The organism is Bradyrhizobium sp., assembly GCF_016462955.1.
Lineage (GTDB): Bacteria > Pseudomonadota > Alphaproteobacteria > Rhizobiales > Xanthobacteraceae > Bradyrhizobium.
This window is the reverse complement of record NZ_JAEMSD010000157.1, coordinates 1-13,366: the sequence shown is the minus strand read 5'-3', so window position 1 is coordinate 13,366 and position 13,366 is coordinate 1. Positions and strand designations below refer to the sequence as shown.

The following is a 13,366-nucleotide window of genomic DNA, read 5'->3' as shown; positions in this document are numbered from 1 at the left end:
TTCATCAAGAACATCTCGATCGAATCGCCGCCGCTGACCCCTGACAAGCCGGTCGCGGCTGAGGACCTCGTCAGCGCCGACGGCGCCTGCGGCACGGTCGCGCTGGGCCACACCGAATGCGACGTGGTGCGCGGCATCGGCGCGCCCTCCGATGTCAGCGTGTCCAACGATGCCGCCGGCCGCCGCGTCGCCGTCGTGACCTGGACCACCGGTCCGCGCGCCGGCATCTACACGTTCGTGGCGGGACGCTTGTCTTCGATCGAGGGCAATCCCGAGCCGCAGCCGGTGCCGAGGGCAGCGAAGGGGAAGAAGAAGCAGGCATAAGTGCAAGGCGGGTTGCTGATGTCGACGCCTGCTGTCAGCTCCGGATTGAATGTCTGTTCAACGTCTCGGATGGATTTTCACCGAAGAGGGCGCGGTAATAGGCCGAGAATCGGCTGAAATCGGCAAAGCCCTGCCTGAAGGCAACCTCCGCCACGGTGACATCGGTTGCAGCTCCGTGTTGCAGAAGCAGCCGCGCCTCGCACAACCGCTTTTGCCGAAGGTACCTCATCGGCGGGATGCCAAGGATCTCGTCGAAGGCTCGATGCAGCGCGCGTCGGGACACCCGCAAATGCGAGAGAAGCTCCGAGATGTGCACGGGAGCATTGCCTGCACCGTCGAGGTATTCCTGGGTTCTCCTCACCAGCCGTTGCGGTGAAGAAACGAAGGGGTCCGATTGTTCTGAGTTCGCAATCGCGTAGCAGGCGCTTTCGATGATGGCTCGCTTCCAGTACTCCGCCTCGGACGGCCCCAACCTGCGCGCGTGTCGATCGAAACCGGCCATGATGCGTCTGAGGACCCCGGCCGAAGCGTCGCCCGTCTCAGGGCTGGTGTGGAACGCGCTCTTTCTCAGCCATGCTGTCGGCTCGCTGAACCGGCTGTCGGGTCCGAAGAAACGGGCCATATCCCCGGTCGAGGCCGAGATGGCACCAAAGGACACGCCAGCGGCGTACCTGCTCTGGTGCTCTACGCCGGGAGACCAGATCCGAATGCTGCCAGTGCCACGCTGGCGAGCTCTTTGCCTGCCGGTCTCCGTGAGGAAACCTATCGTCACGCGGTCATCGCTGTAGACGCCGCGCGAAATAACCCCGTGCGAGAACGTGCCGAAACCAAGTGAAACTCCGGCGACGCTCGCATGCTTCAGACGACCTTGCATGCGGCCGGGCTGGATCTGGATGATCTCGGAACTGCTCGTCGGCGTGGCGGCCTGAAGTTGCTCGAATCCGTTGATCGCGATCTCAGTGCAGTTGATGGTGCTGCAATCGCCGTTCCGGCCGATGATCCCGACGACGCCCGGCATGTCCCGTTCTCCGGCTCCGCGTCATATGCTTCGCCTCCATTGCGACGGAAAAGCGGCGTGGGCCATTTAAATCAAATCTCGCGCACATCATCCGATTGAAAGACCGTCCATTTTTCGGCCGAAAGCGACAAGGCGTCGCATCGGCACAAACTGCGCATCACATCAGCAGTCAGGGGAGATACCATAGATTTGCAACCAGTGCGGGACGGCTCTCAAAGAGTGTCGTATTCGAGGGAGGACGAACGGGGACACGAGAGGCCGACATGGGCGCTCGCGCGGTTCGCGGGCCGATAAGAAAATTGGAGGGCCTTACAATGCAGTCATGTCGATTGGACTTCGGTTATGTACGATCTGCCGTCGGTTCCCGGATCTTGCCGACGATTTTGTTCACGGTCGCTGTTTGCTGCGCCGTCCCGGGAACAACTCAGGCAGCGCCCTTGGCGCCTCATCAATCAGCCTTCCGATTCCAAGACGATTTCACACAGGTACGTGCAACCGTGCATCGCGGACGCGCTGTGGTCGGACCGCGGGGCGGTGCCGTTGTCCGGCGTGGCACCGCCGTGGTCGGACCGCGAGGCAACGTTGCGGTGCGTCGAACGACAGTGGTCCGGCCTGGCTATCGCGGCGGCGGCGTGCGTTGGGCACGGCCCGGCTGGTATCGCTGGCCCGCGGGCGGCGCGATCGCCGCAGGCGCAGCCATTGGCTTCGTGACAGCGGCGACCGCAGCGGCGTGGGCCGGTGCCGCGCCGGCGCCGGGGATGTGCTGGTACTACACCGATCCATCCCGAACGCAGGGCTTCTGGGATTATTGCCAGTAAACCCGCAGCGGACGGGACGCCGCCCAATCCCGGCGCGATCTATTCGGAGCGAAGCCATGATCTCTCGCGAAGCGCGACAATCTCCCACCACCCAGGATACCGTCCCTGGTGGACCTGACAGGCGCCAACTTGTGTTGGCCGGCTCTGCCCTGGCATTGCTGGGGTTGTCGCCTGGAGTCATTCCCGCCGCTGCAGCGCAATCTTCAAGCGGGACGCAACCCAAGCCTGCGACGGCTCTAACGAAAGCCGCGAACGATGCGCTGCGGCAGTACCTCAATTTCGATGACAAGGTTGACTTCGACAACGCGACGCGCGGCCTCATTGCCAGGCCCGAAACGCTGACGATCCGCGACGAGAAGGGCGGCATCGTCTGGGATCTGGAGAGCTACAAGAAATTCATCGACCTGAACAAGCCGGCGCCCGAAACGGTCAATCCAAGCCTCTGGCGCAACGCCCAGCTCAACATGCAGTACGGTCTCTACCGCGTGCACGACCGCATCGCGCAGGTGCGGGCCTACAACCTCGCCAACGTCACCTTCGTGCAGGGCGATACGGGCTGGATCGTGCTGGATGCCGGCAGCGACACCGAGAGCACGAAAGAGGCCTATGAACTCGTCAGTCAGCATCTCGGCCGCCGGCCTGTCGTCGCCGTGGTCTACAGCCACTCGCACGGCGATCATTACGGCGGCGTGCGCGGTCTTGTCGACGAGGCGGACGTGCGGGCCGGAAAGGTCCAGATCCTTGCGCCGCTCAATTTCACCGAACATGCGATCAGCGAATTCGTGATTGCCGGTAACGCGATGGGACGCCGCGGCATCTACATGTACGGACCGCTGTTGCCACGTAACCCCCAGGGCGGCGTGAATGCCGGACTTGGTCAGACGGTCAGCCACGGCACGACCGGGCTGATCCTCCCCACGCGCGAAATCAAGCAGACCGGGGAGGAAGTCGTCATCGATGGCGTGCGCATGATCTTCCAGATGACTCCCGGCACTGAAGCGCCCGCCGAAATGAACACCTACCTTCCCCAGTTTCGCGCGATGTGGATGGCCGAGAACACGACCAACACCATGCACAACATCCTCACCCTGCGCGGCGCCCAGGTGCGCAATGCCTTGAACTGGGCGAAGTACATCAACGAGACGATCGACCTTTACGGCGAAGTCACGGACGTCAAGTTTCAGGCCCATCATTGGCCGATGTGGGGGAACGCAAAGATCGTCGACTACTGGAAGAAGCAGCGGGATCTCTACAAGTTCATCCACGATCGCTCGGTGCACCTGATGAACAGGGGCTACACGGGCGTCGAGATCGCCGAGATGATCAAGCTGCCGCCGGAGCTCGACAAGGCCTGGTACAATCGCGGCTACTACGGCTCGTTGAAGCACAATTCGCGCGCCGTCTACCAATTCTACATGGGCTTCTACGACGCAAATCCAACGACCCTCGACCAGTTGCCTCCGGAACAGGCGGCCAGGAAGTACGTCGACTACATGGGCGGCGCGGCGTCGGTGCTGCAGAAGTCGAAGGCGGACTTCGACAAGGGCGAATACCGCTGGGTCGCAGAAGCGCTCAAGCATGTCGTCTTTGCTGATCCCAATAATAAGGAAGCCAAAGAATTGCTTGCCGACGCTTATGAACAGATGGGCTATCAGGCTGAAAGCGGCACATGGCGCTCGGTCTATCTCCAGGGCGCATCCGAGCTTCGGCACGGCGTGCCCAACGCCGGCAGCATCGAGACGGCCGGGCCCGACACGGTCAGGGCCATGCCGCCCGAGATGACATTCGATTACCTCGCAGTGCAGCTCGATGCGGAGAAGGCTACCGGCAAGAAGCTTTCTCTCACCGTGGCCTTTGACGATCTCGGACAAGCCTACGCTCTGTTCGTGGAAAACAGCGTCCTGAACTATTCCAAGAAGCCCGCGGCCACCGACGCCAAGATCACGCTCTCCAAAGCGACCTTCGACCGCATGCAGTCCGGTGAGTTGAAAGCAGAACAAGCCATCGCCTCCGGAGAAGTGAAGGTGGAGGGGCGCAAGGAGGCGGTGACGGAGTTCGTCGGACTGTTCCAGAAGCCGTCCTTCTGGTTCAACATCGTGACGCCTTGACCGGAGGGGAGAATCTCCGATGAGCAAACGACTGTTCATTGCGCTCGTGATCGCGTTCTGGACAGGCTGGGCGCAGGCGCAGGTTGTAAGTCGGGACGATCTGCTGGCCCGAAGCATGCGCGCGCGTGCGATCGAGGCCGTGATCTGGGGCATGCCCGCCGTCAACTTCGACCTGATGCTGCAAGCGGCGGTGAAGGCCGGAGCCAGGGAAAACCAGATCGTATTCTGGTCGCGAATTCCGGATTGGAAGAATCAGACTCTCACGCCCAATCCCAGCACGATCTACTTGATGCCTTTCGTCAACACCAAGGGCGCAGGTCCGGTGGTGCTCGAAATCCCGGCGGCAAGCGGAGGCGAGATCACCGGAACGATCATGGATGCCTGGCAAGCCGCGCTCGATGACGTGGGACCGGCGGGAGCGGACAAGGGGAAGGGCGGAAAGTACCTCATCCTGCCGCCGGGCTACGCCGAGAAGATCCCTGACGGCTACATCCCTCTCGCGTCCGACACGGACATGGGTTACGCGCTGCTGCGCTCCAACGTCGGTAGCGGTAGCGAGGCCGACGTCGCGAAGGCTGTCGCCTACGCGAAGCAAATCAAGCTCTATCCACTGTCCCAGGCGGCCGCTCCGCCCTCGACGGCCTTCATAGACGTAGTCGACGTCATCTACGACAGCACGATCCCTTACGACATCCGCTTTTTCCAGACGCTCGACCGCTTCATCCAGCGGGAGACGTGGCTTGAACGCGACAAGGCCATGATCGATCCGATCAAGTCGATCGGCATCGAGAAGGGCAAACCATTCAATCCCGGTCCTGAAGCCCGGAAGATGCTTGAGGAGGCGGCCGGGGACGCTCGCGGATGGCTCGATATCCGGTACGAAGGTCTTTTCAAGCCGCCCTTCTATGACGGCGGACAATGGGCGCTGCCGGTTGCCCACGACGTCACCGAGGGGCTGGCTAATCTCTTCGCCAAGCCGAACGTCTACCCGGTCGACGACCGCGGCGCGTTCTACTCGTTCGCATTCTCCAGCGTGAAGCACCTTGGCACGGGCCAATTCTATCTCGTCACGATCCGGGACAAGGAGGGCAAGCCGCTCGACGGGGGAAGCACCTACCGGCTAACGGTACCGGCCAATGCGCCGGTCTCGCTCTACTGGTCCGGCACGGTCTACGATCGCGAGACGCACGGACTCATCAGGGATACGAAGTGGTCGAGCCGGGGCTCGAACACGCCAGGGCTGCAGACCAACCCCGACGGCTCCGCCGACATCTTCTTCGGCCCGAACGCTCCCGGCGGCAAGGAGTCCAACTGGGTTCCGACCAAAGCCGGTGGAGGATGGGAAATCATCTTCCGCTTCTATGGTCCGCAGAAAGCTCTTTTCGAGAAGAGCTGGCGCCTGCCGGACATCGAGAGGGTCGCGGCGCAATGAGCGGCCTCGATCTCTTCGCCTGGATAGTTCTGGCCATCGTCCTGACCGTGATCGTCCTCGTCATCTGGCTGGTGGGCTCGATGCCGGGCCACGTGGCGCGGCGGCGTGGACACCCCTGGGCCGAGGCGGTGGGTATCGCCGGCTGGATCACGCTGATCTTCGGCTTCGTGCTGTGGCCGGTCGCGATGATCTGGGCCTACGTGGACGTCCCGGCGAAGCGGACAATGGAGCCCCGGCCATGATGATCGCCCTCATGGCGCTCTATCTGGCGCTCCTGTTCACACTGGTCTGGGTCGGCGCGATCCGCTTCAACGCGTTCTGGAAGGCCTCGCCTCTGATCGTGCTGCTTCTTCTGAACATCGGACTGTTCATTCCGATGGGATGGGGCGCACCTCAGGGGAAGGCTTTGGTCTATCGGAACGCCGTCTCGATCGTTCCGGACGTCGCCGGCGAGGTCGTCGACGTGCCTGTCCGGCCGAATGCGCCTTTGAAGCAGGGCGACATCCTCTTTCGGATCGACCCCACGCCCTATGACGCCCAGGTGAAGGCGATCGAAGCTCAACTCAAGCTTTCGAGCACGCGCCTGACCCAGATGACGTCGCTGTACGAACGGGATGCCGGCCGCGGCTTCGATGTCGAGCAGCGGCAGTCGGAGGTCGACCAGTTGAAGGCCCAATTGCAGAACGCGCGATGGAATCTGGATAAGACCGTCGTGCGGGCACCCGCTGCCGGCTACGCGACCAACGTTGCACTTCGGAAGGGCGCGCGCGTCGGAAACCTGTCGGCTTCGCCGGCGATGGCGTTCATCGACACCTCGGAGACCGACGTCGCAATCGAGATCGATCAAATCAATGCCCGATATGTCGTCCCCGGTCAGAAGGTCGAAATCGCCTTCAAGTTTGCTCCCGGAAGGATTCTCACCGGCAAGGTCGAGAGCATCCTGCAGGCGGTCGCGACCGGGCAGACCCAGGTCTCCGGGCAGGCCGTCATGCCCAAAGCGATCGAGACCGTGCCGTTCGTCGTGCGAGTGACGCTCGATGACGGCGAGGCCGCGAAAGCTTTGCCGGCCGGCGCGACTGGAACGGCTGCCATCTTCACGGATCGCGTCGTCGTCAGTCATGTCATCCGCAAGGTGCTGCTGCGGCAGATCGCGATCCTCAACTACGTCGTTCCGTTCTGAAGGGGAGGGCGCCATGAGAACCAAGGCATCACTCGCGGCTGTTGCGACACTCGGATGGATGCTGACTTCGCTTCCTTCCCAAGTCTGGGCCGACGCCGGCGGTGTCGGGTTCTGGCTGCCCGGCATTTTCGGCAGTCTTGCCGCCGCGCCGACCGTGCCCGGCTGGGCCTATGCTTCGATCTATCTGCACCTGCAGGCTGATGCGGGAGCCACCAAGAATTTCGTCACCAGCGGCGGAGCCAGCGGCTCGGTTGTCACAGGCCTGAACGCGCATGGCGATGCGCTCGCACTGGGCATCACTTACACGTCGCCTCTCCCTGTGTTGGGGGGCCAGGCTGCGGTTTCAATCCTCACGGCGCCGGGCAATGTCGGTCTCGGCATCGACGCCACGCTGACTGGCCCTGCCGGAAATGCCATTTCAGGGGTCAGAACCGACAATCGGACCACGATTTCCGATGTATTCTATCAAGGCACGCTCAAGTGGAATCAGGGTGTCCACAATGAGATGGTCTACATCACCGGCAATATCCCCAGCGGGACCTATGATCCAAATCGTCTCGCCAACCTGAACCTTGGCTTCGTCGCTTGGGATGCAGGTGCCGGCTACACCTACTTCGACCCGAAGACCGGGCATGAATTCTCGGTCGTCGGCGGGCTGACCTACAGCCTGCCCAATCCGTACCTCCAGTATCAGAACGGCATCGACTTCCATGTGGACTGGGCGGCGTCGCAGTTCCTGAGCAAGAATTTCCAGATCGGCTTGGCCGGTTACTTCTACCAGCAGATCACCGACGATTCCGGTCCGGGCGCGAAGCTCGGAGGTTTCAGGGGACGCGCGATCGGCATCGGCCCTCAGATAGGGTTCATCATCCCCATGTCCGACGGGTACCAGGGCTACCTCAATCTGAGGGGCTACAAGGATCTGGAAGTCGAAAACCGCGCCAGCACGTGGAGCACTTGGGTGACGTTCGCGGTGTCGACGGCGCCGCCCGAACATGCATCATCGAAGCCGGCGGTGCGGAAGCGGTGATTGCCATCCTGCTTGCAACGCCGATGGGTTCCGCTCTGGCGTCACGGCCGCGCCTCTCGGCGGCGAGGGGCTGATTTTGTAGGCCGCGCGCTCCGGAATGCGCTTTGGCGGCGCCAACAATAATCTGGAGCAAACCATACGGTTCGCTGCCTTCGCGTGGTTGCCAAGACCGAGCGGGCAAAGAGCGGCCAATCAAATCGCATTACGGTATTAAAATACCAGTACTGTGCATGGGGTTGTTTTGCACGTTTTTATTGGCGCGGCCTGCCGGTGGGGGCGCTAGCCCGCCGCCTCGTCGAACTGCGTGCTCGCCTCCAGCCACTGCTCCTCCGCGCGGGCGAGCGCGTCGGCGGCATTGGCGCGGGCCTTGGACAGCTGCGCGGCCTGCTTGGGATCGCGCGTGAAGATGTCGGGGAGGGCGAGCGCCGTGTCGATCTTGGCGATGATTTCGCTGACACGGGCAATCTCGGCTTCGGCCTCCGCGATGCGCTTCTTCAGCGAGCCGCGATTGTCCGATTTGGCGCGCTGCGGCTTCTCGGTCGCGGCGCTGCGCTCGCGCGGGGCGCTGTCCGCGTTGCGCGTCGACAGCACGAGGCGGCGGTATTCGTCGAGGTCGCCGTCGTAATTGGTCACGGTGCGGTCGGCGACGATCCAGAGCCGGTCGGCGCAGGCCTCGATCAGATAGCGGTCGTGCGACACCATGATGACGGCGCCGGGAAACTCGTTGATCGCCTCCGCGAGCGCGGCGCGGCTGTCGATGTCGAGATGGTTGGTCGGCTCGTCCAGGATGATCATGTTGGGGCCGAAGAAGGTCGCAAGGCCCAGTAGCAGCCGCGCCTTCTCGCCGCCCGACAATTTGCCGACCTTGGTGTCGGCGGCCTTGCCGGAGAAGCCGATCGCGCCGGCGCGGGCGCGCACCTTGGCCTCCGGCGCATCCCCCATCAGCTTGCGGACGTGGTCGTAGGCCGAGGCGTCCTCGTTGAGCTCGTCGAGCTGGTGCTGGGCGAAATAGGCGATCGACAGCTTGTCCGCGCGGGTCACCTTGCCGGAAAATGGCGCGAGGCGTCCGGCGAGCAGCTTGACCAGGGTCGACTTGCCGTTGCCGTTGGCCCCGAGCAGCGCGATGCGGTCGTCATTGTCGATGCGCAGGGTGACGCGGCTCAGCACCGGGCTCGCCGGATCGTAGCCGACCGAGACGTTGTCCGCCGCGATGATCGGCGGCGACAGGATCTTCTCCGGTGCCGGAAAGCTGATCTCGCGCACGTCCTCGGTGACCAGCGCGGTGATCGGCTTCAGCCGCTCCAGCATCTTCACCCGGGACTGTGCCTGGCGCGCCTTGGACGCCTTGGCTTTGAAGCGGTCGACGAAGGCCTGCAGGCGGGCGCGCTCGGCCTCCTGGCGTTTCAACGCCTTGGCATCGAGCAGCTCGCGCGCGGCGCGCTGTTCCTCGAACGAGGAATAGCTGCCCTTGTAGAGCGTGAGCTTGCCGCGATCGAGGTGCAGGATCTGGTCGACCGAGCTTTCCAGGAGGTCGCGGTCGTGGCTGATCACGATCACCGTGCGCGGATAATGCGCGAGGTGATCCTCCAGCCACAGCGTGCCTTCGAGGTCGAGATAGTTGGTGGGCTCGTCGAGCAGCAGCAGGTCGGGCGCCGCGAACAACGTCGCGGCCAGCGCGACGCGCATGCGCCAGCCGCCGGAGAATTCGGCACAGGGGCGCAGCTGATCGGCGGCGGAAAAGCCGAGGCCGGAGAGAATCGCGGCGGCACGGCTCGGCGCCGAATGCGCGTCGATGTCCACGAGCCGGGTCTGGATCTCGGCGATGCGGTGCGGGTCGGTCGCGTGCTCGGCTTCGGTCAGCAGCGCGTCGCGTTCGAGGTCGGCCTTGAGCACGACCGAGATCAGGCTCTCGGGGCCGTTCGGCGCTTCCTGCGCCAGGCTGCCGATGCGCCAGCGCGGCGGCAGGGTCACCGTGCCGTGCTCGGCGGCAAGTTCGCCGCGGATCACCTTGAACAACGTCGACTTGCCGGTGCCGTTGCGCCCGACCAAGCCGACGCGCGATCCGGGCGTGATCTGCACGGAGCTCTGGTCGATCAAAAGGCGTCCGGCAAGGCGGATGGAGAGGTCGGAGATGGCAAGCATGCGGCCTTGTCACCGCAAGGCGCGTCGAACGCAACTCGTTTTTCCGTTAGTGCCTCTCGCGCTCGCGCCGCTGCAACTCGCTCAGGAGCTGCTCGAGATGAGTCGGCAGGCGAGGTTCGGGCCGCAGGCTCTGCTGCAGCCGCTCGCCCACGGCGTCGCAAATCGAGCGGCTGGTGCGCCGGTCGATCTGTTCGCTGTCATTGGCAAAATGCCCAGCCATTGCAAGGTTCCGTGTTCTCAAAGCAAAGACACGGTACCAAGTCATTGGCGGCCAAATAGTTTCGCTGACCGTGGGGAATGCCGGGCATTCACGTAAAAATTGTACGACTGCGCCTTGTGCGCTCAAGGCAAAGCCCCGGCGAGGGGAGCGCCGGGGCTTGTCCTGGAAGGGGACCTGGGGGGCTTAGGTCCCCTTGGACAAGGTGCTGACGGACTTAGTAGCAGCGGTTGATCAGCCGCCAGCGGGGTCCCCAGGGGGTCGGGACCAGCCGGCGCACATAGCAGCCGCCGTAACCGTAGGAGACGGGACCGCCAGCGTAGAAACGCGGGCCGCCCCAGCGGTAACCCGGGCCACCGTGCCAGCCGCCGCCGTGCCAGCCCGGGCCGCCATGCCAATGAGCGGAGGCCGAGGTCGGCGCCAATGCAGCTCCGAGCGCAATCGCGGCGACAGCGGCAAGCGAAAGTTTCCTCAACAACATGGTTATCTCCTGAAGACTGCCGGCGCGGGATGATCCGCGTCGGCTGGAAAGGCCTTCCGAAACGGTCCGCCTGGGGGCAGGCTTCGGTTTCGATGGTGCCGACCTTACGCCGGCGAAGCTGAACCGGATCCTGACGGCGGTTGCAGATTGGGTTCATCTTGGTGAAATTCTCGTCATCGAGCGGATCGGGGAGGCATCCCTGCGCCGAAACCGCCTGGGAGCCCGTTTCCGGGGTCGCTTGCCGTCCGGCAAAGGCGCCGATATAAGCCCCGCAACCCCGAACCACCGCTCTCTTCCCCAAGGACAACATCATGGCCATCGAACGCACTTTCTCGATCATCAAGCCGGACGCGACCGAGCGTAACCTGACCGGCGCGGTCAATGCCGTGATCGAGAAGGCGGGCCTGCGCATCGTCGCGCAGAAGCGCATCCGCATGACGAAGGAGCAGGCCGAGACCTTCTATGCCGTCCACAAGGCGCGCCCGTTCTTCGGCGAGCTCGTGGACTTCATGATCTCCGGCCCGGTCGTGGTGCAGGTTCTGCAAGGCGAGGGCGCGATCGCCAAGTACCGCGAGGTCATGGGCGCGACCGATCCGTCCAAGGCCGCCGAGGGCACCGTGCGCAAGCTCTACGCCAAGTCGATCGGCGAGAACTCGGTGCACGGTTCGGACGCGCCGGAAACCGCCGCGATCGAGATCGCGCAGTTCTTCTCCGGCAACGAGATCGTCGGCTGATCCAGCCGGCAGGTTAGAGACGACGAGCGAAAGGACTCATTGTGGACTGGCTCTGGCAGATCTTCGATCCCGCTACGATCGGGGCATTCTTCACCCAGTTTCGCAACGAGATGGCCGAACCGACCTTCTGGATCGCGGTCGGCAAGATCATCTGGATCAACATCCTGCTCTCCGGCGACAACGCGCTGGTGATCGCGCTGGCGTGCCGCGGCCTCTCGCCCCGGCATCGGCTCTGGGGCATGATCTTCGGTGCGGGCGCGGCGGTGACGCTGCGCATCATCTTCACCGGCATCGTCGCCACCCTGATGGGGTTGCCGTACCTCAAGCTCGCCGGCGGTCTCGCACTGATCGTGATCGCGGCCAAGCTCCTGGTGCCGGAGAACGAGGACGAGGACGACGTCGAATCCGCCTCGCACCTGTGGCATGCGATCCAGATCGTCGTGGTCGCCGACCTCGTCATGAGTCTCGATAACGTCATAGCGGTCGCCGCCGCTGCCAATGGCAGCGTGCCCCTGCTGGTCCTCGGCCTTGCCGTCAGCGTGCCGCTGATCGTCGCCGGTGCGGCGCTGATCATGGCACTGCTCGAGAAGCTGCCGGTTCTGGTCTGGGCCGGTGCGGCGCTGCTCGGCTGGATCGCGGGCGAGGTGATCGCGACCGACCCCGGCGTCGCGCCGTGGCTGCACACGCTGTTCGACGGCTCGTTCGGCGCCGCGCTGGACGGCATGCTCGGCGCGCTGCGCATCCCGCCGCAGTTCGGCCATGGCGGCGGAGGCGGCGAATATCTCTGCGCCGTGCTCGGCGTTGCCGTCGTGCTGACGGTCGGCTCCATCTGGCGCCGACGCAGCCTGATGCAGGCCGCGCTCGTATCTTCCGAGCGCCACGCCAGGGCTTCGGCGGAGTGACGCTGCGGCTCTGATCGGCGTGGCCTTCCTCTCTCCGCGATGGAAGGCGACCACACACTGAAACGCGTGCCGCGTCGACGGGACGCGAGCGATCACCGGCCACTGGTTCAGCGCGGTCCGAAGCTCCCATCTTGCACTTGCATGACCCGCGTGCATCGCACGTCGCTGGAGCTCGCGTCGTGCGCGCAGGCGTGGTGTCGAGGCTTGTCTCTTCGCAACCCCCAAGCGATTTAGAGCTTGTCTCATTATAAACTACTGTGATTCAAGGGTGCTTTCGTTGACTCGACGAAGGTTCTCACGGCACCTCGCCCCGACGTTCATGTTCATGAAATCGGAAGGCGCGATGTCGTCGAAAGTGTTTTGTCGTCCCGTTGCTGTTCTTGCCGTTCGCATCAAGACGCTTCTGACGTGCGCCAGCCCGAGAGCCCTCGCGGTTTCCGTGATCTCCATTGCCTTGTGCAGCGACGGTGTCCTGCACGGCACCAGCGCGCAGAGCGCCGCGCCCGAGGCCGCGGGCGGAAGCACGTTGCCGGCGGTGACCGTCACTGCGGACGCGCCGAAGCCGCGCGCGCGTCCACGGGCCCATCCAGTCCGGAGGGCCGGCCGCGGCGCACCTGCGAATGATCGGGCCAAATTGCAGGCGGAAACTAATCCGACGGCTGCGAGGCCTGGTGCACTGCCGCGGACCTACGCAGGCGGGCAGGTGGCACGGGGAGGCCAGATCGGCCTGCTCGGCAACAAGGATTTCATGGATACGCCGTTCAACATCACGAGCTACACGGCCAAGAAGATCGAAGATCAACAGGCGGTCACCGTCGCCGATGTCGTCACCAACGATCCCTCGGTCCGCCTGGGGAGCCAGCCCGGCGGCATTCTCGACTCCTTCTTCATCCGCGGTTTTCCGATCGGGGAGGGCAATGTCGGAGAAATCGCCTTCAACGGCGTCTACGGCGTCGCACCGAACTATCGCGTGTGCACCG

At 63.8% G+C, this 13,366-nt stretch carries 14 protein-coding genes; 10 read left to right on the top strand and 4 right to left on the bottom strand.

The annotated features are described in order from the left end of the window. Positions 1 to 324: hypothetical protein (locus tag JHD07_RS17595; RefSeq protein ID WP_291624425.1), on the top strand; the 324-nt coding region annotated here is incomplete at its 5' end. A 34-nt stretch (positions 325 to 358) separates the two neighbouring features. Here the strand turns inward: JHD07_RS17595 and JHD07_RS17590 are convergent. Further along, positions 359 to 1,342 (bottom strand): helix-turn-helix transcriptional regulator, encoded by a 984-nt coding sequence (locus JHD07_RS17590; protein ID WP_291624424.1) that lies wholly within the window; start codon positions 1,340 to 1,342, stop codon positions 359 to 361. 314 nt (positions 1,343 to 1,656) lie between these two features. Here JHD07_RS17590 and JHD07_RS17585 point away from each other — a divergent pair, with 314 nt between their 5' ends. The 6 genes from JHD07_RS17585 to JHD07_RS17560 are packed head-to-tail and all read left to right on the top strand — an operon-like array spanning position 1,657 to position 7,910. Beyond that, entirely contained in the window at positions 1,657 to 2,160 is a 504-nt protein-coding gene (locus JHD07_RS17585) for a hypothetical protein (protein WP_291624429.1), read from the top strand. A gap of 56 nt (positions 2,161 to 2,216) precedes the next feature. Then, positions 2,217 to 4,268 (top strand): alkyl sulfatase dimerization domain-containing protein, encoded by a 2,052-nt coding sequence (locus JHD07_RS17580; RefSeq protein ID WP_366864707.1) that lies wholly within the window; start codon positions 2,217 to 2,219, stop codon positions 4,266 to 4,268. 19 nt (positions 4,269 to 4,287) lie between these two features. Then, complete coding sequence (locus tag JHD07_RS17575; protein WP_291624423.1) at positions 4,288 to 5,700, top strand: DUF1254 domain-containing protein; 1,413 nt, start codon at positions 4,288 to 4,290, stop codon at positions 5,698 to 5,700. Beyond that, a complete protein-coding gene (locus JHD07_RS17570) occupies positions 5,697 to 5,942 on the top strand; it encodes a DUF3302 domain-containing protein (RefSeq protein WP_291624422.1) in 246 nt (81 codons plus the stop codon). The genes JHD07_RS17575 and JHD07_RS17570 overlap by 4 nt, the downstream gene beginning before the upstream one ends. Next, a complete protein-coding gene (locus JHD07_RS17565; protein ID WP_291624421.1) occupies positions 5,939 to 6,880 on the top strand; it encodes a biotin/lipoyl-binding protein in 942 nt (313 codons plus the stop codon). The genes JHD07_RS17570 and JHD07_RS17565 overlap by 4 nt, the downstream gene beginning before the upstream one ends. 13 nt (positions 6,881 to 6,893) lie before the next feature. Then, entirely contained in the window at positions 6,894 to 7,910 is a 1,017-nt protein-coding gene (locus JHD07_RS17560; RefSeq protein ID WP_291624420.1) for a transporter, read from the top strand. Positions 7,911 to 8,189: 279 nt separating this feature from the next. Here JHD07_RS17560 and JHD07_RS17555 read toward each other — a convergent pair whose 3' ends face one another. The 3 genes from JHD07_RS17555 to JHD07_RS17545 all read right to left on the bottom strand — a co-directional run bounded on the left by JHD07_RS17555 (position 8,190) and on the right by JHD07_RS17545 (position 10,747). Next, positions 8,190 to 10,052, bottom strand: a complete 1,863-nt coding sequence (locus tag JHD07_RS17555; RefSeq protein WP_291624419.1) for an ABC-F family ATP-binding cassette domain-containing protein — start codon at positions 10,050 to 10,052, stop codon at positions 8,190 to 8,192. 46 nt (positions 10,053 to 10,098) lie between these two features. Further along, complete coding sequence (locus JHD07_RS17550; protein WP_291624418.1) at positions 10,099 to 10,272, bottom strand: hypothetical protein; 174 nt, start codon at positions 10,270 to 10,272, stop codon at positions 10,099 to 10,101. 214 nt (positions 10,273 to 10,486) lie between these two features. Further along, entirely contained in the window at positions 10,487 to 10,747 is a 261-nt protein-coding gene (locus JHD07_RS17545) for a sulfur globule protein precursor (protein ID WP_291624427.1), read from the bottom strand. A gap of 314 nt (positions 10,748 to 11,061) precedes the next feature. Between JHD07_RS17545 and ndk the strand changes: the two genes are divergently transcribed. From ndk to JHD07_RS17530, 3 genes are all read left to right on the top strand, one after another. Beyond that, positions 11,062 to 11,484, top strand: a complete 423-nt coding sequence (gene ndk / locus JHD07_RS17540) for a nucleoside-diphosphate kinase (RefSeq protein WP_291624417.1) — start codon at positions 11,062 to 11,064, stop codon at positions 11,482 to 11,484. Positions 11,485 to 11,525: 41 nt separating this feature from the next. Beyond that, positions 11,526 to 12,386 carry a TerC family protein gene (locus JHD07_RS17535; protein ID WP_291624416.1) on the top strand — a complete coding sequence of 287 codons (861 nt, stop codon included), beginning with the start codon at positions 11,526 to 11,528 and terminating at the stop codon, positions 12,384 to 12,386. 748 nt (positions 12,387 to 13,134) lie between these two features. Then, on the top strand, positions 13,135 to 13,366 hold a 232-nt coding region (locus tag JHD07_RS17530; protein WP_291624426.1), incomplete at its 3' end, for a TonB-dependent receptor plug domain-containing protein.